The following is a 26507-nucleotide window of genomic DNA, read 5'->3' as shown; positions in this document are numbered from 1 at the left end:
GTCGCCGCCTCAATGATTCAGGCGGAAATGGTGGGCGATCAGCTCCTTGAAGCTCTTCACCAGGGCCAGACAGTCCTTGAACTGGTCGCGGTCGAGCTTGCCCAGCCGGTCCGGGTGGACGAGGTTGTCGATCGCCAGTTCCGCTCCCTCCCCCTCAGGCCCGTCATCGGGGAGATCGACGCGCGCCTTCAGACGGATGGTCGACAGGATGGTGAAGGCCTCCACCAGATCGGCAGCCATCTTGCGGTCCAGCGCCCCCAGCTCGGCCAGTACCTGGATGCGCTCCACCGTGTTGGTTTCCGCCCGGTGCTTTTCCAGCGCCAGCGCACGCACGCCATGGACGATGGGGAAGATGCCGGCCTTCTTGATGTCCACCGCTTCCGCCCGGCGCCGCTCGAACAGGGCGGCGAACAGGCCGCTCGGCGTGTCGAAGGACAGGGTCGGGCGGGCGAACTGGGTGAAGAACATCTGGTTGTCCTGCAACCGGCTCAGCAGATAGTCCTTCGCCTCGGCCAGCAGCGTGGCGTCGCCAGCCACCGGAGCGGCGTCGTAGAAGATGGCGAGGTTCATCTGCGCCGCCTCGTCCGGCCGATGGACCCAGTTGAACAGCGCGTCCTTGTAGCCGGCGAGCGGCCGCGTCCATTCGGGGTTCGACACCATGATGTTGCCGGGACAGGGCGGATAGCCGAACTCCACCAGATGGCGGGTGAAATCGGCGGCGATGTCGGCTAAGTCGGGACAGTCGAAGCCGTCGCGCAGGATCAGGCCGTTGTCCTGGTCGGTCTTCAGCAGCTGTTCGCCGCGCCCCTCGCTGCCCATCACGATCAGGCAGCTGTTGGCCAGCAGGTCCGGCGGGGCCAGCAGTTCGAACAGCTTGCGGAAGATGCGGCGGTTCAGCTCGGTCACCAGATCGGCGATGAAGGAAACCTTGACCCCGGTTGCATGCAGGGTGCGGATCAGCTCGACGATGGACCGGCTGGCCCGGCGCAGATCGGCGGGGTCGTTGGCATGCTCCACCTGCAACCCGATGACCTGGGAATGGTTGGACAACACCGCCAGCAGGTCGCTTTGCCCCAACAGCCCGACGATGGCGCCATTCTCCGTCACCACCACCCGGCGCACCGCATGCTTGGTCATCAGCACCAGCGCGTTGAACAGCAGATCGTCGCGATCCAGCGTCAGCAGCCCGTAGCGGGCGAGCGGCCCGACCGGCTCGCTCACCGGCCGACCGTCCAGCACCACGAGGTCGCGCAGGTCGGTGCCGGTCAGGATGCCGACCGCTCCGTCCGCTCCGCGCACCAGCACGCTGCTGGCGCGGTTCTGCCGCATCGCCTCGGCCGCATCGCGCAGGCTGGCCGTGGCCTCGACGAACAGCGGCGGGTGGAGATAGGCCTGCCGAATGCGCGCCATGGTCAGCGCCGCCATCTCGCGGTTGGACCGCAGTGCCGCCAGATCGCGCATGCGCTGGGCGAAATCGCCGATCATGGCAGCGCCGAATTCGGAATTCTCCGCCGCCAGCGCTTCCAGAGCGGGGCGCGGGATCAGGTGGCAGGCGCACTCCTCAGCCGCGACGAAACGGCGGGCGGTACTGCCGCCAGCGCCGGCACCCGCGGCGCCATACAGGGACTGCAAGCCGAAACGGTCGCCGGGCCCATGGACCGCCGCCACCTCGCCGCCGCGGCGTTCCTGCACGGTGCCGCGCAGCACGACGAACATCGCATCGGTCGGCTCCTCCCGCGACAACAGGACCGCGTCGCGCGGGTAAAGCGCGATGTCCAGCGCCCCCGCCAGCGCCGTCCGCTGATCGCCGGTCAGCAGGTCGAAGGGGGGCTGGCCGAAATCGAAGTCCGGGGAGGCGGTCGGCATCGCGTGCTGCACGGGCAGGCTCCGTCACAGGAGGGCGGGGCATCGGGAAAAGCGGGCATAAAAAAGCGCCTCCGGACCGGATCCGGAGGCGCTTTCCAGGATACACCCGCCGGGCCCGAGGCCGGAAGCGGGTGCGACATTTGGCGGCGTGGTTCGGTCACCGCACGGGCTTGAGCATTCCCCGAAGGGGAGAAGGGATGCGGTGCGAGACGCGATCCCTTCCCTGGTCTTATTGCTCCGCCCTGTTCGTTCGAACGCCTGATCGTTCGATGGACAACCGCTTAGTGGGCCGACGCACCCTCGGCACCCAGGCCGGTCTGCGACCGGATGTACTGGGCTTCGAAGTCCTTGCGCTCCTTCTGGGCCTGCGCGCTGTTGTCGGTGATCGAGAAGAACCAGATGCCGGCAAAGGACAGCAGGATCGAGAACAGGCCCGGATTGTCATACGGGAAGATGGCGGTCGGGTTGCCCAGCACAGCCTTCCACACGGTCGGACCCAGAACCAGCAGGACGATCGCCGAGACCAGGCCCAGGCCGCCGCCCAGAACCGCGCCGCGGGTGGTCATCTTGCCCCAGAACATCGACATCAGCAGGATCGGGAAGTTGGCCGAGGCGGCAATGACGAAGGCCAAGCCGACCATGAAGGCGACGTTCTGGTTCTCGAAGGCGATGCCCAGCACGATAGACAGGATGCCGATGGCAACGGTGGTGATCTTCGACACGCGGATCTCGTCGGCCTCGTTGGCGCGGCCCTTGGCGAAGACCGAGGCGTAGAGGTCATGGGAGACCGCCGAGGCGCCGGCCAGAGTCAGACCTGCGACCACCGCCAGGATGGTGGCGAAGGCAACCGCCGAGATGAAGCCGTAGAACAGGTCGCCGCCGACCGCATGGGCGGTGTGGATGGCCGCCATGTTGGTGCCGCCGATGACGTTGGCGATCACCGCCTTGGCGCCGGCTGCCGGGCCCGCGGTCAGGAAGGGATAGGCGCCGGTGGCGTCGGGAGCCAGGATCATCAGGATGGCGCCGAAGCCGATGATGAAGGTCAGGATGTAGAAGTAGCCGATGAAGCCGGTGGCGTAGAAGACCGACTTGCGGGCTTCCTTGGCATCCGACACCGTGAAGAAGCGCATCAGGATATGCGGCAGGCCGGCGGTGCCGAACATCAGAGCCATGCCCAGCGAGATCGCCGAGACCGGATCGGTGACCAGCGCGCCCGGCGACATGATCGCCAGACCCTTCGGGTGCAGCTCGACCGCGGCCTTGAACATCGCCTCGGGGCTGAAGCCGAACTTGGCCAGGATCATGAAGGCCATGAAGGAGGCGCCGGACAGCAGCATCACCGCCTTGATGATCTGCACCCAGGTCGTCGCCAGCATGCCGCCGAAGGTGACGTAGCCGATCATCAGCACGCCGACGATGATGACGGCGACCAGATAATCCAGGCCGAACAGCAGCTGGATCAGCTTGCCGGCGCCGACCATCTGGGCGATCAGGTAGAAGGTGACGGTCGCCAGCGAGCCGCAGGCCGACAGGGTGCGGATCGGCGTCTGCTTGAAGCGGTAGGAGGCGACGTCGGCGAAGGTGTATTTGCCGAGGTTGCGCAGCCGCTCCGCGATCAGGAACAGCACGATCGGCCAGCCGACCAGCCAGCCCACCGAATAGATCAGCCCGTCGAAGCCCGACGCGTAGACGAGGCCGGCGATGCCGAGGAAGGATGCTGCCGACATATAGTCGCCGGCGATGGCGAGGCCGTTCTGGAAGCCGGTGATGCCGCCGCCGGCAGCGTAGAAGTCCTTGGCCGACTTGGTGCGGCGAGCGGCCCAGAAGGTGATGGCCAGCGTCAACAGCACGAAGATCAGGAACATGACGATGGCGGACCAGTTCGTCGCCTGCTTCTGCACGGCGCCGCCGATGGCGTCGGCATAGCCGCAGGCGGGAACCAGCACGCCGGCCGCGGCGGCGGCGGCCGCGAGACGGGTGGCGGCAAGACGGGTGGTGGCGGCGCGCATCACTTCGACTCCTCCAGGATCTGGCGGTTCAGCTCGTCGAATTCGCCGTTCGCCCGATGCACGTAGATGCCGGTCAGGATGAAGGCGGACACGATGGTGAAGACGCCGATGGGAATGCCCCAGGTCGTGACGCCGGAGCCGATCGGCGTGCCCAGGAACGACTTCCCGAACGCCACCAGCAGGATGAAACCGAAATAAATGACCAGCATGGCAATCGACAAAGTCCAGGCGAAGGCGGACCGTTTCGCCACCAGTTCCTGGAACTTTGGATTGTTCACAATCCTTTGTGCGCTTTGACTCATGTGCGTCCCCTCATCGAGTGCCGGCAATCTTTCGCGATCCATCCAGACATCGTCTTCGGGATCAGCGGGCATTTGCCGTCCGGGCGGTCGCGTCCGGGTTTCTTCCCGTAATTCGTACGCCCTTGACCTGCCCAATTGTTTGATACAGATCATTGTTGGGCGCACCCCCTACCTTGGTCGATGGGGTGGGCGCCGAGGGGGCGGACGGCCCCGAAAAAGCAAGCCTGGGCAAGGCTGTAGCGCCATACGGGAAAGGCGCCCCCGTTGCCGGGCGCGCCTTTCAAACAGTCAGCTTTTCAAACGGTTTCGTTGGGACTCAATGGCAGGGCCGCGCGGTGGCGCCACCCTGCCGGGACAGGCTGCCCTTCAGGAATCGGTGCGCGGAATCCAGGGGATGCGGTGAAATGTCACACCTTCCTCGTGGAGTTCGGAAACTTCCTCGTCCGACGCCTCGCCATAGATGCCGCGCGGGTCGGTCTCGCCGTAATGGATGCGCCGCGCCTCCTCGGCGAAACGGTCGCCGACATAGTCGCAGTTCTTCTCCACACTGCGCCGCACCTCGGTCAGTTGCCGCATCACCTCCGCCACTGCCTCGCGCTGGGCGTCGTTCAGGCTCGGCGGCAGGGCGGCGACCACATCGGCGGCGTTCGGCAGCGGGACCGGTGCGGGGATCGGCGCCGGAAGGGGGAGCTGTGCCGCAGTGGCAGGAGCGGCCGCCGGCGTCATAGACGGGGCGTTGGCCGCGATGGCCTCGGCCTGTTCTCGGGCACGGTCGGCGGCCTTGGCGACACCCTTGGCGATGCGCGGGGCCATCGGCGCCTTGCCGACCACGGTGTCGCCGCAGATCGGACAGGCGATCTGATGGCCCGCCGCCTGTTCGTCATAGGCGGCACCATTGCGGAACCACGCTTCGAACTGGTGGTCGGCCGAGCATCTCAACGCGAAGAGGATCATATCCCCACAAGCCCCAACTGACCCGCAGCAGGAAAGACAAGTCCGGGCACGCCGGTCCGGGTTGCGGCGCGACTCGGGAATCGCCCTAATTCAGCACGGCCGGGCCGCGCCGTCAAACGCCGGACGGGCCATACGCGCGTACCTCCTGTGATATCGTTCCCGACACCTTCGAAAAAAGTCCGGATAAGGGAATTTCTCCATGCCCACACCCCATCCGCTGTCGCCGCCCTCCCCCTGGGTGGAGCGATTCGCCCCGCTGGTGCGGGCGGGCGGGCCGGTGCTCGACCTTGCCTGCGGCGGCGGACGGCATCTGCGCCTGTTCCATCGCCTCGGCCATCCGGTGGTGGGGCTGGACCGCGACCTCGGCGGCGTCGCCGACCTGGATGGCGGCACGAACGTCGCCCTCGTTCAGGCAGACCTGGAAAGCAGCGACTCGGGGATTTCTCCCACCTCCCTCCCGCTTGACGGCACCTTCGCCGGGATCGTCGTCACCAACTACCTGCACCGCCCGCTCTTCCCCGCCATCCTGGCGGCGCTGGAACCGGGCGGCGTGCTGATCTACGAGACCTTCGCCGACGGTAATGCCCGCTTCGGCCGCCCGTCCTCTCCCGACTTCCTGCTGCGGCGGGGCGAGTTGCTGGAAACGGTGCGCGGGAGGCTTCAGGTGGTGGCCTTCGAACAGGGCGAGCTGTCGGTGCCCAAGCCCGCGGTGGTGCAACGGATCTGCGCCGTCGCCGGGGACGATCCACTGCCGCTCTGATCCCGCATCCTTACTCGTCGCACTCACTCGTCGCTTTCATCGGCGACCGGCTTCTGCTCCCCGCGGATGCGGCGGCGGCGATCCTCCTTGCGCATGATCTGCTTACCATGCTTGTGCTGGGCCGGTCCCTCCAGCGGGCCGCCAGGACGCACCGGGCGCTCGGCGAAGCGGCCGAGCGAGATCATGCGGTCGTACATCACCAGCGCCCCGGCGACGCCGACATTGATGCAGAAGGACATCGGGATCTTCACCACATGGTCGCAGCGCGCCAGCAGGGCGGGCGAAAGGCTGTCGCGCTCCGGCCCCAGCACATAGGCGGCGCGCGACGGGTGACGGAAGCTGGGCAGTTCCACCGCGTCGTCGGTCAGTTCCACCCCGACCAGCATGCAGTCCCTGGGCAGGGTGAAATCGGCCACCCGCTCGTGGACGTAGAGCGGCAGGTGCAGCGTGGCGCCGGAGGTGTCGACCAGCTTCGTCTCGCGCAGGTCCGGCTCCGGATCGATGGCGAAGAAGAAGGAGGCGCCGAAGGCATGGGCGGTGCGCATCAGGTTGCCGACATTGCCCGGCTTGCTGATCCGCTCCACCCCGATTCCGAAATAGCCACGCATGAAGAGCCCGCTGATCTGGGTAAGGATATGACCGGGCGGGAGCTTGCCGCCGCAGCCCGCCCGAGGCAAGCTTGCCGGCATGAGCCCAGACAATCCTCACGACCATTCCTCCTGCTGCGGTGGGGATCACCACCACGGCCATTCCCACCATGACGGCCACCGGCCTGGCGAGAGCGCCGAGGGCCGTGCCGACCTGTCCGGCCCGGCGGAAAGCCCGATCACCGTCGAGGTGACGCGCGGCAGCCTGGTGGAGTCGGTCCACCGCGCCCGCGCCTGCATCGTCGATGCGGGCGGTCATGTGCTGGCGCGCTGGGGCGACATCGATGCGCCGGTCTACCCGCGCTCCGCCATCAAGTCGCTGCAGGCGATCCCGCTGGTGGAAAGCGGCGCGCTCGACGCCTTCGGACTGGGGGACGAGGAGTTGGCGCTCGCCTGCTCCTCCCACAATGGCGAGGCGCGCCACACCGAACTGGTGCGGTCCTGGGCCGAACGGGTCGGGCTGACGCTCGACGATTACGAATGCGGCGCGCAGATCCCCTACGATCCCGCCACCGCCGAGGATCTGGTCCGCCGCGGCGAGGCGCCGACCGCCTTCCACAACAACTGCTCCGGCAAGCACAGCGGCTTCCTGACCACCGCCAGGCACAAGGCCGAACGGCTGAAGGGCTATGTCCGCTACGAACACCCGGTGCAGCAGCGCATCCTGGGCGTAATGGAGCAGATGACCGGACAGGACCTGTTCGGCGCGCCCTGGGGCGTCGATGGCTGTTCCATTCCCACCATCGGCATTCCGCTGGGCGCCATCGCCTATGCCATGGCCCGCATCGCCGACCCGGTCGACCTGCCCGACGCCCGGGCCGAGGCCGTCACCCGCATCGCCGCCGCCTGGGGCAAGCACCCCTTCCTGATCGGCGGCACCGGAACCTTCGACACCGCACTGATGGAGGCGGCCGGCGGCGCCGTGCTGGTCAAGGGTGGAGCCGAGGGCGTCGGCTGCGCCGTGATCCCCGAGCAGGGCATCGGCATCGCGCTGAAGATCGAGGATGGCGCCGCCCGCGCCCGCGAGGTGGCGCTGGCCGCCCTGATCCGCTCGACCCAGGCCCTGACCGAGGCGCAATGGGCGCGCGTGCCGCAGCTGCTGACCACCCCGCTGCTGAACCGCGCCGGCGCGCGGGTGGGCGACGTGCGGGCGGCGGACGGATGGCCGTCAACCTAACTCCGCAAGCGCGATCAAGCGGCTGCCGGCTAGCATCGGCGGGACTGGAGGACGTCACGCCATGACCAACGACAGCATCTCCGCCGACGCAACGGCAGTGTGGCCCGTGCCGTGTTCCGCGGTTGCGGCCAAGCCCGGCACGCGGCTCGATTACGGCGACCGGATCGAACGGGTGGTGACATTCATCGCCGCGCATCTGGACGAACCGCTCGACCTCGACCGGCTGGCGGAGGTCGCCTGCTTCTCGCCCTACCACTTCCACCGCATCTACCGGGCGATCACCGGCGAGACGGCGGCGGAGACCCTGCGCCGGCTGCGCCTGCACCGGGCAGCGGGCGATCTGGTGCGCGACAGCATCGCCATGCCGGCCATCGCCCGGCGAGCGGGGTATGGCAGCGTCGAGGCCTTCACCCGCGCCTTCGGGCAGAGCTATGGCGTGACGCCGGCCGCCTACCGCAAGCGCGGGCGGCTCAATCCTCCGGTCCCGACCACTCATCCAACGGAGGACAGCATGCACGACGTCGAAATCCGCGATCTTCCCGCCCACCGCATCGTCGGGTTGCCGCACACCGGCCCCTATATGACCATCGGCACCAGCTTCGACCGGCTCTATACCTGGGCGTCCAAGCAGGGGCTGATCGGCCCCGGCACCCGCAGCTTCGCCATCTATTACGACGATCCGGAATCGGTGAGGCCGGAGGATTTGCACTCCTTCGCCGGGCTGATGCTGGACCTGGGCGTCGTCGAGGATGGCGTGATCCGCGTGGTGGACATCCCCGGCGGGCGTCATGCCGTTGTGCGGCACAAGGGTCCCTATGCCGAACTGAGCGCGGTCTACCGCTGGCTTTACGGCGAGTGGCTGCCCAACAGCGGGTACTCGCCGGGAGACGCCCCCTGCTACGAGGAATATCTCAACAACCCGCGGGCCTTGCCGCCGTCCGAGTGGCTGACGGAGATCTGCGTTCCCCTGGCTGGGTGATCGTCAGCGAAAGGCGGCCACCGAAAGCACGTCATCGGGCAGGTGCGATGCGGGCGGATGCAGTGCTATGGTCGCCGCGCCTATTTTCCCGTTGAGCGGTTCCCATGAGCATCGACGACCTGCGCGCCCAGTATGAAGCCTATCCCTATCCGGCGCGCAATCCGGCCGACGAGGCCGGACGGCTGATCACCGGCTCGCCCAGCCATCTGGACGAGCTGGTGCAGCATGTCTTCGGCGGCCGGATCGACCATAGCAAGCCGCTGCGGGTTCTGGTGGCCGGCGGCGGCACGGGGGACGGCACCATCATGCTGGCACAGCAGATGGCCGATGCCGGCAACCCCGGCCGCATCGCCTACATCGACCTGTCCGACGCCAGCCGCGCCGTCGCCGAGGCGCGGGCCAAGGCGCGCGGCCTGACCAACATCGACTTCCACCGCGGGTCGCTGCTGGAGTTGGACGGGGTCACGGCGCAAGCGGGGCCGTTCGACTACATCGACTGCTGCGGCGTGCTGCACCATCTGGACGACCCGGCTGCCGGCCTGCGCTCGCTGGCCGGCGCGCTGGCACCCGGCGGCGGCATGGGCATCATGGTCTACGCGCCCTACGGCCGCACCGGCGTCTATCCGATGCAGGAGGCGCTGCGCGGCATGACCGAGGGGTTGCCCCCGGCCGAGAAGGTGGCGCTGGCCCGCCGGCTGATCCAGGCTCTGCCGCCGACCAACTGGCTGCTGAACAACCCGCACATCAGCGACCACCGGCTGGCCGACGCCAATCTCTACGACCTGCTGCTGCACAGCTGCGACCGCCCCTACAGCGTGCCGCAGCTGGCCGAACTGGCGGACAGCGCCGGGCTCGCCGTCGCGACGCTGATCGACCCGCTGCGCTACGAGCCGTCTCTGTGGGTCAAGGACGCCCGCGTCCTGAAGCAACTGGCGGGGCTGAGCATGCTGGAGCGCGCCGCCTGGACCGAGCGCATCACCGGCGCCTTCACCAAGCACATCGCCTATCTGCTGCGCCCGGCAGATCTGGAGGCCGCCTGCATCCGGCCGGACGGGCCGGAGGTGATTCCGGTCCTGCGCGACATCGACGGCAAGACCGTGGCCAAGGCCGTCCCGCCCGGCGGTAGCCTGGAATTCGACCTGATGGGCAGCGTGGTGTCGCTTCCCCTGCCCCGGCTGGCCGGCCCGATCCTGTCTAGGGTCGACGGCAGGACCAGCCTGGGCGTCCTGCACGCCGCCATCGAACCGACCGCCAAGGTCACCTGGGAGCAGTTCCTCACCCAGTTCCGCCAGCTGTTCGACGCGCTGGGCGGCCTGGGCAAGATGCATCTGCGGCGGGGATAGGACGCAAGCCCTACCCCCGCCGATCCTTACCCCCGCAGAACCGGCACCGCGGCGTCGAGCGCCTTGGTCAGGCGGTCGAAGGTCTGGTGGATTTCCGCTTCGGAGATCACCAGCGGTGGGCAGAGCGCGATGGAATCGCCCATGGCGCGAACGATCAGGCCGTTGTCCTGGGCCAGACCATTGACCAGGGCGCCGGCGCGGCCGGGCGGATCGAAAGGCGTCTTGGTCGCCTTGTCGGCCACCAGTTCCAGCGCACCGATCAGGCCGATGCCGCGGGCCTCGCCGACCAGCGGATGGTCCGCCAGCGCCTTCAGCCGCGACTGGAAGGCCGGGGCGACCGAGCGGACATGCCCGACGATGTCGCGCTCCTCGTAGATGTTCAGCGTTTCCAGCGCCACCGCCGCCGCCACCGGGTGGGCGGAGTAGGTGTAGCCATGGCCGAATGTGCCGATCTTCTGGCTTTCCTCGACGCAGGCACGATAGATGGCATCGCTCACCATCACGGCGGAGATCGGCAGATAGCCGGACGACAGCTGCTTGGCGCAGGTCAGGATGTCCGGCTGCATGCCTACGGTCTGGCTGCCCCAGAAATTGCCGGTACGGCCGAAGCCGCAGATCACCTCGTCGGCGACCAGCAGGATGTCGTATTTCTTCAACACCGCCTGGATCTTGGCGAAGTAGGTCGCGGGCGGAACCACGACGCCGCCGGCGCCCATGATCGGCTCGGCGAACATGGCGGCGATGGTGTCCGGCCCCTCGGCCAGGATCAGCGCCTCCAGCTGTTCGGCCAGACGGGTGGCGAAGGCTTCCTCGCTCTCGCCCTCAAGCCCATTGCGATAATGGTGCGGGCAATCGCCGTGGATGATGCGGGCGATCGGCAGATCGAAGTCGCGGTGGTTGTTGGGCAGCCCGGTCAGGCTGGCAGTCGCCACTGTCACGCCGTGATAGGCACGCTGGCGCGACAGGATCTTCTTCTTCTCCGGCCGGCCGAGCGCGTTGTTGTAGTACCAGATCAGCTTGATCGCAGTGTCGTTGGCCTCCGAGCCGGAATTGGCGAAGAAGACCTTGGACATCGGCACCGGTGCCAGACCGATCAGCTTCTCGGCCAGATCGATGCCGGGCTCGTGCGACTTGTGGCCGAAGATGTGATAGGTGGACAGCTGCCGCATCTGCTTGGTCGCCGCCTGGACCAGCCGCTCTTCGCCCCAGCCGAGCGAGACGCACCACAGGCTGGCCATGCCCTCGATGTAATCCTTGCCGCCATCATCGAAGACGTGGATGCCTTCACCGCGTTCGATGATCATCGGCCCCTGCGTCTCATGAGCGTGCAGGTTGGTGTAGGGATGGAGGACGAAGGCCTTGTCGCGGCTGGCGGCAGAGTTGCCGGCGGTGCTGCCCGGAGCGGTCATGGAGTGGGTCTTCCTGTTCGGTCTTGTCGGGTTCGTTCCCCCGGATGGCCGTAGCGGCTCACCACAGGGTGTTCGATTTGTTAAACAGTATCGCCGATCATACGCACAGTTTCGCCACTCGACAAACCCGCTTCGCCGTCATCCGTGCCATGCGCGCAAGACGCTGGCGGGACGCCAAGCCGGATGGGACAGCTTGACCGGAACGACGGGAGGGAGGAGCCGCTTTGCGCACGCTTTACGGTATGGTCAGCACGGCCGCGATGGCGCCGCACATCCTGCTGCGCGAGATCGGCGACCCTTTCGAACTGCGGCTGCTCGACCGCGACAGGGCGGAGCACAAGAGCGCCGCCTATCTGGCGCTGAACCCGCATGGCCGGGTGCCGACGCTGGTGGACGGCGATCTGGTGCTGTACGAGGCCGCTGCCATCTGCCTGCATCTGGCCGACAGCCATCCGGAGGCGAAGCTGGCCCCGGCGGTCGGCACGCCCGAGCGGGCGGAGTTCTACAAGTGGCTGGTCTATCTGACCAACAGCGTCCAGGCCGAGATGCTGCTGTACTTCTACCCCGAGCGTTACGTCGAGGGCACGCGAGCGCAAGCCGCCTTCAAGGCGGCGACCGAAACCCGGCTGAACGGTCATTTCGATGGGCTTGACCGCGCGCTTGCAGGGCGTACGTGGCTGCTGGGCGACACGTACAGCGCCGTCGACCCGTACCTGTTCATGCTGTGCCGCTGGACCCGCTTCATGGGTCGCCCGGCATGTACGCTGGGCAATCTGGGACCTTACCTCGCCCGCGTTCTGGAGCGTCCGGCGGTGAAGGCCGCTTTCGAGGCGGAAGGGTTGGGGGCGCCGTTCTACTGAGAAAAAGCCCTCTCCCCCGGTGGGGAGAGGGCCTTCACCCTTACCCTTTGCGAACCAGTCCGCTCACCGGCTGGCCGTCGATGGTCAGGGAGCCGCCTTCCGCTCCGACCGTCACCGTCTGGCCGTCCTTGATTCGGCCCTCGAGGATCAGGGTCGCCATCGGGTTCTGCAACTCGCGCTGGATCACCCGCTTCAGCGGCCGGGCGCCATAGACCGGGTCGTAGCCGGCATCGGCCAGCCACTGGGTCGCCGCCTCGTCCACCGTCAGCGTGATCTCGCGGTCGGCGAGCATCCTGGTCAGGCGGCCCAGCTGGATCTTGACGATGCCGCCCATGTGCCGGCGGTCGAGCCGGTGGAACAGCAGGATCTCGTCCAGGCGGTTCAGGAACTCCGGCCGGAAATGGGCGCGGACGGCTTCCATCACCTCGTCGCGCACGGCGGCGCTGTCCTCGCCCTCCGCCTGCTCGGCCAGCGCCTGCGAGCCGAGGTTGGAGGTCATGATGATGACCACGTTGCGGAAATCGACCGTGCGGCCCTGCCCGTCGGTCAGCCGGCCGTCGTCCAGCACCTGGAGCAGCACGTTGAAGACGTCAGGATGGGCCTTCTCCACCTCGTCGAACAGCACGACCTGATAGGGCCGGCGGCGCACCGCCTCGGTCAGCGCCCCGCCTTCCTCATAGCCGACATAGCCCGGAGGCGCGCCGATCATGCGGGCGACGGAATGCTTTTCCATATATTCCGACATGTCGAGCCGGACCATCGCCGTCTCGTCGTCGAACAGGAACTCGGCCAGCGCCTTGGTCAGCTCGGTCTTGCCGACGCCGGTCGGACCGAGGAACAGGAAGGAGCCGATGGGACGGTTCGGGTCCTGCAACCCGGCCCGCGCACGGCGCACGGCGTTGGACACGGCGACGATGGCCTCGTCCTGGCCGATGACCCGGCCGCGCAGCTTGTCCTCCATCGCCAGCAGCTTCTCGCGCTCGCCGGCCAGCATCTTGTCGACCGGGACGCCGGTCCATCGGCTGACCACCGCGGCGATGTCGCTGTCGCGCACCTCCTCGTTCAGCATGCGGCTGCTGGCATGCTCCTCGGCGTCCTTCAAAGCCTTTTCCAGACCGGGAATGACGCCGTAGGCCAGCTCGCCCGCGCGGCCCCAATTGCCGTCGCGCTGCGCCGTCTCCAGTTCGGTGCGGGCCTTCTCCAGATCCTCCTTGATCTTCTGCGCGCCCTGCAACTGGTCCTTCTCGGCCTGCCACTTGGCGGTCAGCTCGGCCGAGTCCTGCTCCAGATCCGAAAGCTCCCGCTCCAGATTGACCAGACGGTCGCGCGACGCGGTGTCCTGCTCGCGCTTCAGCGCTTCGCGCTCGATCTTCAGCTGGATGATGCGGCGGTCCAGCTCGTCGATGGCTTCGGGCTTGCTGTCCACCGCCATGCGCAGGCGGCTCGCCGCCTCGTCGATCAGGTCGATGGCCTTGTCGGGCAGGAAGCGGTCGGTGATGTAGCGGTTGGACAGGGTCGCCGCCGACACGATGGCGCTGTCGGTGATGCGCACGCCGTGGTGCACCTCATAACGTTCCTTCAGACCGCGCAGGATGGAGATGGTGTCCTCCACCGTCGGCTCCGAGACGAAGACCGGCTGGAAGCGCCGGGCCAGCGCCGCGTCCTTCTCGATGTATTTGCGGAACTCGTCGAGCGTGGTGGCGCCGACGCAATGCAGCTCGCCACGCGCCAGCGCGGGCTTCAGCATGTTGGACGCGTCCATCGCGCCGTCGGATTTGCCGGCACCGACCAGCGTGTGCAGTTCGTCGATGAAGACGACGATCTCGCCGGCCGCCGCCTGGATTTCCGACAGCACGGCCTTCAGCCGCTCCTCGAACTCGCCGCGGTACTTGGCGCCCGCCACCAGCGCGCCGAGGTCGAGCGACAGCAGTTGCTTGTTCTTCAGGCCTTCCGGCACGTCGCCCTTGACGATGCGCTGGGCCAGCCCCTCGACGATGGCGGTCTTGCCGACGCCGGGCTCGCCGATCAGCACGGGATTGTTCTTGGTGCGCCGGGCCAGAACCTGGATGGTACGGCGGATTTCCTCGTCACGGCCGATCACCGGGTCGAGCTTGCCGTCGCGCGCCGCGGCGGTCAGGTCGCGGGCATATTTCTTCAGCGCGTCATAGCCCTGCTCGGCGCTGGCGCTGTCGGCGGTGCGGCCCTTGCGGATGTCGTTGATGGCGGTGTTCAGCGCCTGCGGCGTCACGCCGGCGGACTTCAAGGCCTTGCCCGACGGGGTGCCGTCGGCCATGGCCAGCGCCAGCAGGATGCGTTCGGCGGTGACGAAGCTGTCGCCGGCCTTTTCGGCGACCTTCTCCGCCTGTTCGAAGACACGGGAGAGTTCGGGTGTCAGGTAGAGCTGGCCGGCGCCGCTGCCCTCGACCTTCGGCAGCTTGTCCAGTTCGGCATCGACTGCCGACAGGGCCGCCTTGGGGTCTCCGCCCGCCGCACGGATCAGGTTGGCGGCAAGCCCCTCCTTGTCGTCCAGCAGCGTCTTCAGCAGATGTTCCGGGGTCAGGCGCTGATGCCCACGGCGGACGGCCAAGGTCTGGGCGGCCTGAATGAACCCACGGCTGCGCTCGGTATATTGCTCGAAATCCATGATGCTCCCCTTATCCTGTCGACCGTCCGCGAGGCAGCCCGGTCAACGTGATCCACGCAACTGTGCGATCCGCAAGGATGCTGCCGAAGATGTAGGCAAGGCCGAAGGCCATGCAAGACCATCTGCGTAGAAAGGTTATCGGTGGAGAAACGCGGCCACACCTGCCTCCTCCAGACCGGCTAGGATCGGGAAAAAGAGGTAGCGCGCGACCCGCCGATTGCCCCCTACACCATCCCTCCCGGCCGCAGCTAAACTGCCGCCATCCTGCCTTTCCGCCTTCCAAGGGCCCCGTTCCGGATTTCATCATGACCGATCTGGCCGCCTCCAGTTCCCCGACCAGCACGACGCCGGCATCCGCCGGCCAGCCGATTCCGAGAACCATGACGGGCCGGCTGCTTCGTCTCGCCTGGAGCCTGCGCGGGGTCTGGCATCGGCTGGCACGGCCGCTGACCATGGGGGTGAGGGCGATCATCCTGGACGAGGCGGACCCGGCATCGCCCGGCGTCCTGCTGATCCGGCACAGCTATGTCGATGGCTGGCACCTGCCCGGCGGCGGTGTCGGGCGGGGAGAGACGCTGGTCGACGCCATGCGACGCGAGGTGCGGGAGGAGGTCGGGCTGATTGCCGACCGCCCTGCTCAACCTTTCGCCATCTATGCCCGTTTCCGCAACGGGGCGAGCGACCATGTGGCGGTCTATGTCGTGCGCGGCTGGAGCGGCAAACCGAAGGCCGATGGGGTGGAGATCGTCGAAACCCGATTCTTCCCGCTCGACCGGCTGCCGACCGACCTGTCGCCGGCCACCGGGCGGCGGCTGGAGGAATTTCTTGGCCGCCGGCCCGTCGCCGAACGCTGGTAGCGGCACCAGATTACGGGGTGGAGCGGGCGGTTCGGGCGATCCGGCCTGCCATACCCCAGCCGCAGCGTGAGAAATAGGCACCGCATCGGTTGACAGGGACGCTCCAGCCCTTTCATTGTGCAGTGCAATGAACGCCACACTGACCGTCATCCGCCGCTATCCCGTCAAGGGGATGAGCGGCCAGGATCTTCCCGCCATCGAGCTGACCGCCGGTCAGGCGATTCCGCTCGACCGCCGCTACGGGCTGTTGCACGGTCCGGCCGCGCTGGATACCGAGACGCAGGGCTGGCGCCTGCCGTCGGATTTCTTCACGCTGGATCGTACGGAAAAGCTGGCGGTCTTGCAGAGCGAGTTCGACGAGGCGACGCAGGCGCTGATCATCCGCCGCGGCGGCCGGCAGGTGTCGCGCGGCCGGCTGGACCAGCCGATGGGCCGCAACCTGCTGGAACAGTTCTTTGCCGCCTATCTGGCCGGGATCGTCCCCGGCATGCCCCGCCTGATCGAAGCGCAGCAGGGCGGCTTCGGCAACAGCGAGGAACCGTCGGTCACGCTGCTGAACCTCGCCAGCCTGCGTGACCTGGAGGAGCGGATCGCCAAGCAGCCGGTCGATCCCCGCCGCCTGCGCGCCAACCTGCTGGTGGACGGCATCGATCCCTGGGCGGAGCGCGGCTGGGTCGGCCGGACCCTGACCATCGGTGCGGCAACGCTGGAGGTGGTGGAGGCGCTCGACTGCACGCCCGGAAACGATGTGAACCCGGATACCGGCGTCGCCGACCTCAGCCTGACGAACATCATGGAACGCGGCTATGGCCACAACCAAATGCTGCTGCGCGCCCGGGTGACCGGCGGCGGCCGGATCGCAGTGGGCGACCCGGTCACGCCGGCCGAATAAACGTCACTTCAGGTAAGCGTCACATATCAGGCGTTTACGGCCGCCCGTTCCTCGCCGTCGGTCTCGTCCTCGACCGGCTGCTCGTCCTCGTCGCCACCATGCGAAGACATCTGCGGCTGGTGGCCGTGCCCATTGCCGGGCTGCCCACCGCGCTGGCGGTTTTCCGATTCCTGGATCTGGTTGATGATGCGGAGGTAATGCTCCGCATGCTGCAGGTAATTTTCCGCCTGCACCCGGTCGCCGGACGACATCGCGTCGCGGGCAAGCGCCTGATACTTCTCCTGCACCTGCCACGCATTGCCGCGGATGCGGACATCGGGGCCGTTGCTGTCGAAGGTCTGGTGGCGCAGCGGAACATTCTGGCGCCGGCCGGCACTGCCACCCCCGCCACCACCACCACCACCGCCGCTGCCCCCGCCGCCGCTGTTGCCACGACCACGCGAACGCCTGGAGTTCGGTCCCTGTCTCATTCGGCTCTTAAGGCCCCATGCAAGAGAAGCGCAGTCCCCGGAACGCTCCGGCAGCCATCCGGCCTTGCGGCCCGGCCACCGAGCCCGCCATGGACGATTTCCATGGGTCGCTCACGGGGTTCAAACGACGCGTCCGCATCGCGTGCGGCAGGCCATGGCGGTCAGCGCTCGGCAGAAAACCATCCGAGATTCTTGCTCCGCAGGCCTTAGGTTCGCGGTCGTGTACCGCACACTACCCGCCAAAGCCTGCCGATCCAACCGTTTTTTTGAATGGGCAGCCGCCTCACAGGCTCTTCCGTGCCCTGACACAGCGCTTTACCCCACCAAGGTCACACAGGATTGCGGTGTCACCGAACCCCTGCGCCCCGACCAGCGCCGCCACGTCTTCCGCCTGGCCCTGCCCGACTTCGAACGCGACCAGTCCACCGGGGACCAGCAGACGCGGCAATTCGGCGGCGAGGATACGGTAGGGCTCCAGCCCGTCCGGCCCGCCGTCCAGCGCGCGAAGCGGGTCATGCTCCCGCACCTCCGGCTCCAGCGTGGCAATGTCGGCGCTGGGGATGTAGGGCGGGTTCGACACCACGATGTCGAAGCGCTCCTCGATCCCCATGGCCCAATCTCCGGTCTGGAAACGGGCGCGCTCAGCCAGCCCGTTGCGGTCGGCGTTCCCGGCCGCCGCCTCCACCGCCAGCGGGCTCAGATCGACGCCGACACCGGTGGCATTCGGCAGCTCCGACAGCAGCGCCAGCAGGATGCAACCCGTTCCGGTTCCGAAATCGATCAGATGTAGCGGAGCTTTCCGGTCGGAGATGGCGGCCAGAACCGCCTCCACCACCGTCTCGGTGTCCGGCCGCGGTTCCAGCGTGTCGGGGTTGAGGGCGAGATCGATGGTCCAGAACTCGCGGTGCCCCAGGATGCGCCCCACCGGCTCCCGCGCCACACGCCGCTCCACCAACGCCAGGGCATGGGCAGCATCGGCATCGGGGATAAGTTGTTCCGCCTTCGTAACAAAGTCGGTGCGGGTGAGGGTCAGCGCATGCTCCAGCAGATAGCGGGCGTCAAGTTCCGGCGTATCGACGCCGGCCTCGCGCAGCCGCGCCTCGGCCTGGGCACGCAGGGTGCGGAGGTTCATGCGATCACCCCAGCTCCGCCAGCCGGGCAGCCTCGTCCTCGGCAATCAGGGCGTCGACCAGTTCATCCAGTGCCTCCCCGGCCATCACCTTGTCGATCTTGTAGAGCGTCAGGTTGATGCGATGGTCGGTCACCCGCCCCTGGGGGAAATTGTAGGTGCGGATGCGTTCCGAGCGGTCGCCGCTGCCCACCTGGTTCTTGCGGTCGGCCGCACGGACAGCGTCCTTCTCCGCCCGCTCGCGGTCGTACAGCCGGGCACGCAGCACCTTCAGCGCCTTGGCCTTGTTCTTGTGCTGCGACTTCTCGTCCTGCTGGCTCACCACCAGCCCGGTCGGCAGATGGGTGATGCGCACGGCGCTGTCGGTGGTGTTGACCGACTGGCCACCAGGACCGGAGGAGCGGAAGACGTCGATCCGCAGATCCTTCTCGTCGATGTGGATGTCCACCTCCTCCGCCTCCGGCAGCACGGCGACGGTGGCGGCCGAGGTGTGGATGCGGCCCTGCGCCTCGGTCGCCGGCACGCGCTGGACGCGGTGGACACCGGACTCGAATTTCAGCCGGGCGAACACGCCACGGCCGGTGATGTTGGCGGTGGCCTCCTTGTAGCCGCCGATGCCGGTCTCGCTGACGTCCATCGCCTCGAAGCGCCAGCCATGCAGGCCGGCATAGCGGCGGTACATCTCGAACAGCTCGGCGGCGAACAGCGCAGCCTCATCGCCGCCGGTCCCGGCCCGCACCTCCAGGATGGCGTTCTTTTCGTCCGCCTCGTCCTTGGGGAGGAGCGAAATCTGCACCTTGCGCTCCAAATCCGGGATGCGCTTGGTCAGGACGTGAAACTCCTCCTCCGCCATCGCCTTCATCTCGGGGTCGGCGCCGGGATCGCCCATCATCGCCGCGATCATTTCCGCCAGATCGGCGGCCTCGGCGCGGCCCTTCTTCAGTTCCGCGATGGCCTCGGCAATCGGGGTGAGGTCGGCATATTCCTTGGATAGCCGGGCGAAGTCGCCGGACTCGGCAAGGCCGGCCGCAAGCGTGTCGCGCAGCTCGTCGTACCGGGCCATCACCTTATCGAACTTCTCGTCCAGGCTCACGTCGCTCGTCCTTATCCCGTTCGTTCTCTTCCAATGCGGCAGCGGTCAGCCGGTCCAGCCCGAACAGGCGGAACATCAGCCGTTCCGCCGCCGCCCGTTCGGCCAGCCCCTCGCCGCTGCCGTCGGCAGCAAGCGCCCGCAACGCCTCCGATGGAGCGTGCAGCAGGCGGTTGACCAGCAGCCGCGTCGCCGACGCCGCGTCCAGATCGGCATGCCCGGCCAGCAGGCGCCGCCGCTCCGCTTCGAAATGGCTGCGAAGCGCCGCGACCGCGGGCACCGCGGCGCGTTCCGCACGGTCGCGGGCAAAAGCGGCAACCGCCTCGTCCACGATCATCCAGGCCGCCTGGGTCGCCGCCTCGCGCCCAACCCGACCTTGCAGCGCCACCCGCTCCAGATCGGCCAGATCATAGACGAAGGCGCCGTCCATACCCGCCACCGCCGGATCGACGTCGGCCGGAATGGCGGCATCGACCACGAAGACCGGCCGTCGCCGCCGGCGTTTCAACACCGCCTCCATCATCGGAGCGGTCAGGATATAGCGCCCAAGGCCGGCCGCGGTCACCAGGATATCGGCGCCGGTCATCGCCGTCTCCAGATCGGCCCAGGGGGCGAAATGCCCGTCGAGCCGCCGCGCCGCCGCTTCCGCCCGCCGATCCACCGGCGCTGCGACGGTCAGCCGCGGCAACCCGGCCTCGCGCAGCCCCTCCAGAACCAGGGCGCCCATGTCGCCCATTCCCACCAGCAGAGCGCCGCAGCGCCTGATGTCGCCGTGCAGGTCACGTGCCACCTGGATGGCTGCCGCGGCCAGCGAGGTGGCGCCCTCCGCAATCGGCGTCTCGCTGCGCACCCGCTTGGCGGCGGCATAGGCAGCCTGCAGAACCGCTTCCAGCTCCGGTCCGGTCAGCCCCGCACCGGAAGCGCTGCGGTGGGCCGCCTTCAACTGGCCCAGGATATGAGGTTCGCCGACGATCTGGCTGTCGAGCGAGCAGGCCACCGCAAACAGATGGCGCACAGCGTCGATGCCGGTGCGGGTGTAGAGCTGCGGCGCCAAATCGGATGTCGACAGGCCGGCGCGGTCGGCCATGACCTCGGCAATCGCCAGGGCCGCCTCGTTCGGGCGTTCATGGACCGCCTGCACCTCCACCCGGTCGCAGGTGCTGAGCCACAGCGCCTGCCCCACCCCCACGACACGCAGCCGCTCTAGCATTCCCGCCACTTCCGCCTCCTCGGTGGACAGGCGGTCGCGGACGACGCCGGAGCAGGTCCGGTGGCTGGCGCCGATGACGAGGTAGGAGGTGGTGGTCACGCCGCGGATCGCTGTCCCTGCCCGAATTCCGGGCAGCTTACTCCGCGGCGGGGGCCACGTCTCGCGTGGTTTCTCGGGTGGTTTCGGCTTCGGCAGCCTCCGCGGCGGCCTTCGCCGCCTCGATCTCCGCCGCCTTCTTCTCGACCAGCCCGACCAGATGCTGGACGATGTCCTGATCCTTCAGCCGGTGGTCGGTGACGCCGGACAGATAGACCTGATGGGTGTTGTTGCCGCCGCCGGTCAGACCGATGTCGGTTTCCCGCGCCTCGCCCGGACCGTTCACGACGCAGCCGATCACCGACAGGGTCAGTGGGGTGGTGATGTGGGCCAGCTTCTGCTCCAGCAGTTCCACCGTCTTGATGACGTTGAAATTCTGCCGGGCACAGCTGGGGCAGGAAATGACGGTCACGCCGCGCCGGCGCAGCCCCAGCGACTTCAGGATGTCGTAGCCGACCAAAACCTCTTCCGCCGGATCGGCCGAGAGCGAGACGCGCAGCGTGTCGCCGATGCCAGACCACAGCAGCATGCCCAGCCCGATCGACGATTTCACCGTTCCGGCGCGCAGGCCACCCGCCTCGGTGATGCCGATGTGCAGAGGATAGTCGCACGTCTCCGCCAAGCCCTGATAGGCAGCGACGGCCAGGAAGGCATCCGAGGCCTTCACCGAGATCTTGAACTCGCGGAAATCATTGTCCTCCAGGATCTTCGCGTGGTTCAGCGCGCTTTCGACCATCGCCTCCGGGCAGGGCTCGCCGTATTTCTCCAGCAGATCCTGCTCCAACGAGCCGGCATTGACGCCGATGCGCATCGAACAGCCATGATCCTTGGCCGCCTTCACCACCTCGCGCACCCGCTCGGCCGAGCCTATGTTGCCGGGGTTGATCCGCAGGCAGGCGGCACCGCTTTCCGCCGCCTCGATGGCGCGCTTGTAGTGGAAATGGATGTCGGCGACGATCGGCACCTTCACCTGCCGCACGATGTCCTTGAGCGCCAGAGCCGAGTCGCGGTCGGGGCAGGAGACGCGGACGATGTCGGCCCCCACCCGTTCGGCCGCCTGGATCTGCTCCACCGTGGCCTTCACGTCGGTAGTCGGCGTGTTGGTCATGGTCTGGACCGAGATCGGCGCATCACCGCCGACAAGCACGTTGCCGACGCGAATTTGGCGCGATTTGCGGCGAAGGATCTGGCGGTAGGCGCGCACGGTCATCTCAGGTCAGCCTCTGGACAGCAAAACGGAACCGGGTGCCGCATCCTAGCGCAGCCGGCATCAGGCCAGAAGTGCGCTCCGCCGCCGGGGATTCAAGGGACAGGGTTGGTGGGGCGCCGCCGACGCATGGCTGACGCCCTTACCGGCCGGTTTCAGCGCCGCACAACCCCGTGGCCGTCGATGGCGACGTCGCGCAGCACCTGCCCGACGGAGCCCAGTGGCGGACTTTCACCGCCGTCGGCCATCACCACCAGACCGCCGGCGTTGCCGGTTCGGATCTTCACGTTGGGCTTGTCAGGAACGCGGAAGGTGTCGCCCGGCTTCAACACGCGGGTGAAGACGATCTCGCTGCCATCACGCACCTGAAGCCAGCTTTCCTGCGTCGCCTTCAGGATCAGCTTCGCATTGGTGTTCAGAGTGCCATAAACCTTGCCGTTGGCCGGGACCGACGCGGCCGGAACCGCGGGCGCGGCCGGAGGGGCCACCGCGGCGTTCAGCGGAGTCGGATCCTGCGGCGACGCCTCGTCGTCGTCCTCGGCCGGCGGGGCCGGTACGTTGACGATACCCTGCCCACCCGTCTGGTTGGCAGCGGGCGCGTTGGCGGAGGGCAATGGCGACTGGGCTGGCGGCAGCCCGGCGGCGGCAGTACCGGCCTGCGGCTTGGCAGTACCGCCCTGCGGAGTTGCCGGCGCTGGCGTGGCGGTGGATGCGGCAGTCTGCGGCGGCTTGCCGGCGGTGGACGGCGTTGCGGCCGGTGCCGAAGTAGAGGGTGCCGATCCAGCCTGAGTCGGGACCGGAGCCGGATTGGCCGGAGATTGGGCTGTGTTTGGAGCCGGTGTCGTGATCGCGGGTGCCGGAACGGCGGGTTCGGCGCCGGGCTGGCTGGACGTTGCGGACTGGTCGGCCACTTGCTCGGCCGGTTTGGCCGGCACACCGTCCAGCAGCGAAACCAGACGGTCCGGCAGGGTCGGAACGAGGTCCGCCACCGACCGGTCGGTCGCCGACAGATAGTACCAGCCGCCATAAACGATGCCGGCGAGCACCAGCGTGCCGAGCAGCAGCGTTCCACCCGATGCCCGCCCTTCGGCCGCCGGAGTAGGCAGATACAATTCCTGCCGGCGGACGCTGCCGGCAGCCTCCTCCTTGTAGCGGGTGACGATCATGTCCGGGTCGAGCCCCAGGCACTCGGCATAGGAGCGCAGGAAACCGATGGCGTAGGTACTGCCCGGTAGCTCCTGATACCGCCCTTCCTCGATCGCCAGCAGGTAAGGATAGCGGATGCGCAGCATCGTCGCGACGTCGCGCAGGTCATAGCCATGCGCCATCCGCGTCGCATGCAGAGTCTCGGAGACGGAGGGACCGGACGGAGCCGGATCGAAATCGTCGAAAACCTTGCGCTTGGCCATGGGCTCGCCATCTGCTCGCAGCTTGTGCACACACTGGAAAAGCATGCGCAGCGGGGGTATCCGCGTGGATGCAACTTGCGAAATGGGTACGACATGCCGCCCCCACGGCGCAACCGCAATGACCACGGGTCAGGGAACGCGGGTCGTGACAAGTGGGTGCAGGGACTCCGCTCCGAACAGCAAGAAGCCCGCGGTGCGTGAGCACTGCGGGCTTCTTGTTGATTTGGTTGCGGGGGCAGGATTTGAACCTGCGGCCTTCAGGTTATGAGCCTGACGAGCTACCGGGCTGCTCCACCCCGCGGATGTCTGTTATGTGGGGCGATGGGTTTCGTGAAGATGGGAGCATATACGCTTTGTGTATTGAGCGTCTCTTGTGCCTGAGCGACCTGGCGGCGACCTACTCTCCCACGTCTTAAGACGCAGTACCATTGGCGCGGAGGCTTTTCACGGCCGAGTTCGGGATGGGATCGGGTGTTTGACACCTCGCCATGACCACCAGGTCACCGAGGCACAAGACCGACGCTCGTTACCGAAAGCGCGTATGCTTGTTCGTGCAAGTGATTTGAGGATGTATCGAACGGCGATGCGCTGGTCAAGCACTGCTTGGAACAGGCTTGCTGCTGCGCATGGCGCGGTTAGTGTGGTGTCGAGATCAAGCCGATCGAGCGATTAGTAAGGCTTAGCTTCAGGCATTGCTGCCCGTCCACATGCCTCCTATCGACGTGATGGTCTGTCACGGCTCTCAAGGGAGCTCTGGTTTAGAGGTGGGTTTCCCGCTTAGATGCTTTCAGCGGTTATCCCGTCCATACTTAGCTACCCGGCCATGCCACTGGCGTGACAACCGGTGCACCAGAGGTATGTCCATCCCGGTCCTCTCGTACTAGGGACAAATCCTCGCAAAACTCCGACACCCACGGCAGATAGGGACCGAACTGTCTCACGACGTTCTAAACCCAGCTCACGTACCACTTTAATCGGCGAACAGCCGAACCCTTGGGACCTGCTCCAGCCCCAGGATGTGATGAGCCGACATCGAGGTGCCAAACGACTCCGTCGATATGGACTCTTGGGAGTCATCAGCCTGTTATCCCCGGCGTACCTTTTATCCGTTGAGCGATGGCCCGTCCACGTGGAGCCACCGGATCACTATGGCCGACTTTCGTCTCTGCTCGACTTGTCAGTCTTGCAGTCAGGCGGGCTTATGCCATTGCACTCGTCGAGCGATTTCCGACCGCTCTGAGCCCACCATCGCGCGCCTCCGTTACACTTTGGGAGGCGACCGCCCCAGTCAAACTACCCGCCATGCAGGGTCCCGGACCCGGATAACGGGCCACGGTTAGATGCCAGAGACTTCAAGGGTGGTATTTCAAGGTTGGCTCCACACGAGCTGGCGCCCATGTTTCCAAGCCTCCCACCTATCCTACACATGAAGTCCCTAGCACCACTGCAAAGCTGTAGTAAAGGTGCACGGGGTCTTTCCGTCTGACCGCGGGAACTCCGCATCTTCACGGAGAGTTCAATTTCGCTGAGTTGGTGTTGGAGACAGCGGGGAAGTCGTTACGCCATTCGTGCAGGTCGGAACTTACCCGACAAGGAATTTCGCTACCTTAGGACCGTTATAGTTACGGCCGCCGTTTACCGGGGCTTCAATTCAGAGCTTGCACTCCTCCTCTTAACCTTCCGGCACCGGGCAGGCGTCAGACCCTATACGTCGCCTTGTGTGGCTTCGCAGAGCCCTGTGTTTTTAGTAAACAGTCGCTACCCCCTGGTCTGTGCCCCCCGCCATGGCTTGCGCCACAACGGGGCCCTCTTCTTCCGAAGTTACGAGGGCAATTTGCCGAGTTCCTTCAACACCATTCTCTCAAGCGCCTGGGTATACTCTACCAGTCCACCTGTGTCGGTTTGGGGTACGGTCTATATGGCGGGGCTATTTCCTGGAACCGGTCCACAGCACGATCAATCCGATAAGATCGTACACGCTTTCCAATCCGTCACCTCCGCCAGGCCCACGAATATTAACGTGGTTCCCATCGACTACGCCTTTCGGCCTCGCCTTAGGGGCCGGCTCACCCTGCGTGGATTAACCTTGCGCAGGAACCCTTGGACTTTCGGCGACAGTGTTTCTCACACTGTTTGTCGCTACTCATGTCAGCATTCTCACTTCCGATACCTCCAGGCGGCCTCACGGACACCCTTCGCAGGCTTACGGAACGCTCCGCTACCACGTGATCAAAGATCACATCCGCAGCTTCGGTACACGGCTTGAGCCCCGATACATTTTCGGCGCAGGCCGGCTTAACTAGACCAGTGAGCTATTACGCTTTCTTTAAAGGATGGCTGCTTCTAAGCCAACCTCCTGGTTGTCATGGCCTTCCCACATCCTTTCCCACTTAGCCGTGATTTGGGGACCTTAGCTGGCGGTCTGGGCTGTTTCCCTCTCGACGATGGACCTTAGCACCCACCGTCTGTCTGCCGGACTGCACTCTGCGGTATTCGGAGTTTGGTTAGGTTTGGTAAGGCTCGCGCCCCCCTAGCCCATCCAGTGCTCTACCCCCGCAGGTGATATCCGACGCGCTACCTAAATAGCTTTCGCGGAGAACCAGCTATTTCCTGATTTGATTGGCCTTTCACCCCTAGCCACAGGTCATCTCCGACTTTTTCAACAGGCGTGAGTTCGGTCCTCCAGTGCGTGTTACCGCACCTTCAACCTGCCCATGGCTAGATCATCAGGTTTCGGGTCTAAAGCATGCAACTCGGTCGCCCTATTCAGACTCGCTTTCGCTGCGCCTCCACCTACCGGCTTAAGCTCGCTGCATACTCTAAGTCGCTGACCCATTATACAAAAGGTACGCCGTCACCCCATGAAGAGGCTCCGACTGCTTGTAGGCATCCGGTTTCAGGAACTGTTTCACTCCCCTTGTCGGGGTGCTTTTCACCTTTCCCTCACGGTACTGGTGCACTATCGGTCACTGAGGAGTACTTAGGCTTGGAGGGTGGTCCCCCCACGTTCAGACAGGGTTTCACGTGCCCCGCCCTACTCGAGCATTCGATCCGGTTTATCCGTACGGGGCTATCACCCGCTATGGCCCGACTTTCCAGACGGTTCCGGTTATGTAGATCGAATGACTGGCCTGGTCCGCGTTCGCTCGCCACTACTAGCGGAGTCTCGGTTGATGTCCTTTCCTCCGGCTACTTAG

General features: G+C 66.4%; 20 protein-coding genes, 1 tRNA gene and 2 rRNA genes (1 of these 23 cut by a window edge). 7 read left to right on the top strand and 16 right to left on the bottom strand.

Annotation, left to right across the window (positions count from 1 at the left end; all coding sequences use genetic code 11):
- Positions 1 to 9: 9 nt before the first annotated feature.
- The 4 genes from ABNQ40_RS17445 to ABNQ40_RS17430 form a co-directional block, all read right to left on the bottom strand.
- Positions 10 to 1878 (bottom strand): DUF294 nucleotidyltransferase-like domain-containing protein, encoded by a 1869-nt coding sequence (locus ABNQ40_RS17445; RefSeq protein WP_109051829.1) that lies wholly within the window; start codon positions 1876 to 1878, stop codon positions 10 to 12.
- A 269-nt stretch (positions 1879 to 2147) separates the two neighbouring features.
- Positions 2148 to 3875, bottom strand: coding sequence for a cation acetate symporter (locus tag ABNQ40_RS17440; protein WP_109051828.1), 1728 nt, complete (start codon positions 3873 to 3875; stop codon positions 2148 to 2150).
- Complete coding sequence (locus tag ABNQ40_RS17435; RefSeq protein WP_098738812.1) at positions 3875 to 4177, bottom strand: DUF485 domain-containing protein; 303 nt, start codon at positions 4175 to 4177, stop codon at positions 3875 to 3877. The genes ABNQ40_RS17440 and ABNQ40_RS17435 overlap by 1 nt, the downstream gene beginning before the upstream one ends.
- A gap of 366 nt (positions 4178 to 4543) precedes the next feature.
- On the bottom strand, positions 4544 to 5131 hold the full coding sequence (locus tag ABNQ40_RS17430) for a DUF1178 family protein (protein WP_109051827.1): 588 nt from the start codon (positions 5129 to 5131) through the stop codon (positions 4544 to 4546).
- 199 nt (positions 5132 to 5330) lie between these two features.
- On the opposite strand from ABNQ40_RS17430, the gene ABNQ40_RS17425 reads away from it, so the two are divergent.
- Entirely contained in the window at positions 5331 to 5891 is a 561-nt protein-coding gene (locus tag ABNQ40_RS17425) for a bifunctional 2-polyprenyl-6-hydroxyphenol methylase/3-demethylubiquinol 3-O-methyltransferase UbiG (protein ID WP_109051826.1), read from the top strand.
- 23 nt (positions 5892 to 5914) lie between these two features.
- On the opposite strand, the gene ABNQ40_RS17420 is transcribed toward ABNQ40_RS17425, so the two are convergent.
- Positions 5915 to 6499, bottom strand: coding sequence for an RNA methyltransferase (locus tag ABNQ40_RS17420; RefSeq protein WP_109491179.1), 585 nt, complete (start codon positions 6497 to 6499; stop codon positions 5915 to 5917).
- 79 nt (positions 6500 to 6578) lie between these two features.
- Here ABNQ40_RS17420 and ABNQ40_RS17415 point away from each other — a divergent pair, with 79 nt between their 5' ends.
- The 3 genes from ABNQ40_RS17415 (at position 6579) to ABNQ40_RS17405 (ending at position 10037) form a co-directional block, all read left to right on the top strand.
- Complete coding sequence (locus ABNQ40_RS17415) at positions 6579 to 7715, top strand: asparaginase (RefSeq protein ID WP_109051825.1); 1137 nt, start codon at positions 6579 to 6581, stop codon at positions 7713 to 7715.
- Between the two features lie 61 nt (positions 7716 to 7776).
- On the top strand, positions 7777 to 8694 hold the full coding sequence (locus tag ABNQ40_RS17410; RefSeq protein ID WP_109051824.1) for a GyrI-like domain-containing protein: 918 nt from the start codon (positions 7777 to 7779) through the stop codon (positions 8692 to 8694).
- Positions 8695 to 8798: 104 nt separating this feature from the next.
- Complete coding sequence (locus tag ABNQ40_RS17405; protein ID WP_109051823.1) at positions 8799 to 10037, top strand: bifunctional 2-polyprenyl-6-hydroxyphenol methylase/3-demethylubiquinol 3-O-methyltransferase UbiG; 1239 nt, start codon at positions 8799 to 8801, stop codon at positions 10035 to 10037.
- 26 nt (positions 10038 to 10063) lie between these two features.
- On the opposite strand, the gene ABNQ40_RS17400 is transcribed toward ABNQ40_RS17405, so the two are convergent.
- Positions 10064 to 11446, bottom strand: coding sequence for an aspartate aminotransferase family protein (locus ABNQ40_RS17400; protein ID WP_109051822.1), 1383 nt, complete (start codon positions 11444 to 11446; stop codon positions 10064 to 10066).
- Between the two features lie 224 nt (positions 11447 to 11670).
- On the opposite strand from ABNQ40_RS17400, the gene ABNQ40_RS17395 reads away from it, so the two are divergent.
- On the top strand, positions 11671 to 12306 hold the full coding sequence (locus ABNQ40_RS17395; protein WP_199235427.1) for a glutathione S-transferase family protein: 636 nt from the start codon (positions 11671 to 11673) through the stop codon (positions 12304 to 12306).
- A 40-nt stretch (positions 12307 to 12346) separates the two neighbouring features.
- On the opposite strand, the gene clpB is transcribed toward ABNQ40_RS17395, so the two are convergent.
- Complete coding sequence (clpB, locus tag ABNQ40_RS17390) at positions 12347 to 14950, bottom strand: ATP-dependent chaperone ClpB (RefSeq protein WP_109051820.1); 2604 nt, start codon at positions 14948 to 14950, stop codon at positions 12347 to 12349.
- A gap of 305 nt (positions 14951 to 15255) precedes the next feature.
- On the opposite strand from clpB, the gene ABNQ40_RS17385 reads away from it, so the two are divergent.
- On the top strand, positions 15256 to 15807 hold the full coding sequence (locus tag ABNQ40_RS17385) for an NUDIX domain-containing protein (RefSeq protein ID WP_109051819.1): 552 nt from the start codon (positions 15256 to 15258) through the stop codon (positions 15805 to 15807).
- A 127-nt stretch (positions 15808 to 15934) separates the two neighbouring features.
- The gene (locus ABNQ40_RS17380) at positions 15935 to 16699 is read left to right on the top strand and encodes an MOSC domain-containing protein (RefSeq protein ID WP_109051818.1); all 765 of its coding nucleotides are present in this window, start codon (positions 15935 to 15937) and stop codon (positions 16697 to 16699) included.
- Positions 16700 to 16725: 26 nt separating this feature from the next.
- Here ABNQ40_RS17380 and ABNQ40_RS17375 read toward each other — a convergent pair whose 3' ends face one another.
- The 9 genes from ABNQ40_RS17375 to ABNQ40_RS17335 form a co-directional block, all read right to left on the bottom strand.
- Positions 16726 to 17169 (bottom strand): DUF4167 domain-containing protein, encoded by a 444-nt coding sequence (locus ABNQ40_RS17375; RefSeq protein WP_109051817.1) that lies wholly within the window; start codon positions 17167 to 17169, stop codon positions 16726 to 16728.
- Between the two features lie 283 nt (positions 17170 to 17452).
- Entirely contained in the window at positions 17453 to 18301 is an 849-nt protein-coding gene (gene prmC, locus ABNQ40_RS17370; RefSeq protein WP_109051816.1) for a peptide chain release factor N(5)-glutamine methyltransferase, read from the bottom strand.
- 4 nt (positions 18302 to 18305) lie between these two features.
- Positions 18306 to 19391 (bottom strand): peptide chain release factor 1, encoded by a 1086-nt coding sequence (gene prfA, locus ABNQ40_RS17365; RefSeq protein ID WP_109051815.1) that lies wholly within the window; start codon positions 19389 to 19391, stop codon positions 18306 to 18308.
- Positions 19366 to 20697 carry a glutamyl-tRNA reductase gene (gene hemA / locus ABNQ40_RS17360; RefSeq protein ID WP_109051814.1) on the bottom strand — a complete coding sequence of 444 codons (1332 nt, stop codon included), beginning with the start codon at positions 20695 to 20697 and terminating at the stop codon, positions 19366 to 19368. Before hemA ends, prfA begins: the two co-directional genes overlap by 26 nt.
- Before the next feature lie 37 nt (positions 20698 to 20734).
- Complete coding sequence (gene ispG / locus ABNQ40_RS17355) at positions 20735 to 21904, bottom strand: flavodoxin-dependent (E)-4-hydroxy-3-methylbut-2-enyl-diphosphate synthase (RefSeq protein ID WP_109051813.1); 1170 nt, start codon at positions 21902 to 21904, stop codon at positions 20735 to 20737.
- A 152-nt stretch (positions 21905 to 22056) separates the two neighbouring features.
- Positions 22057 to 23310, bottom strand: a complete 1254-nt coding sequence (locus ABNQ40_RS17350) for a helix-turn-helix domain-containing protein (protein WP_109051812.1) — start codon at positions 23308 to 23310, stop codon at positions 22057 to 22059.
- Between the two features lie 224 nt (positions 23311 to 23534).
- Positions 23535 to 23611 (bottom strand) — tRNA-Met (locus tag ABNQ40_RS17345).
- Positions 23612 to 23694: 83 nt separating this feature from the next.
- Positions 23695 to 23810, bottom strand: a 5S ribosomal RNA gene (rrf, locus tag ABNQ40_RS17340).
- A gap of 148 nt (positions 23811 to 23958) precedes the next feature.
- Positions 23959 to 26507: ribosomal RNA gene (locus ABNQ40_RS17335) — 23S ribosomal RNA — on the bottom strand (it continues 196 nt past the right edge of the window).

It is taken from the genome of Azospirillum sp. A23 (genome assembly GCF_042938965.1).
Classification (GTDB): domain Bacteria; phylum Pseudomonadota; class Alphaproteobacteria; order Azospirillales; family Azospirillaceae; genus Azospirillum; species Azospirillum melinis.
This window is presented reverse-complemented; position numbering and strand designations above follow the sequence as displayed.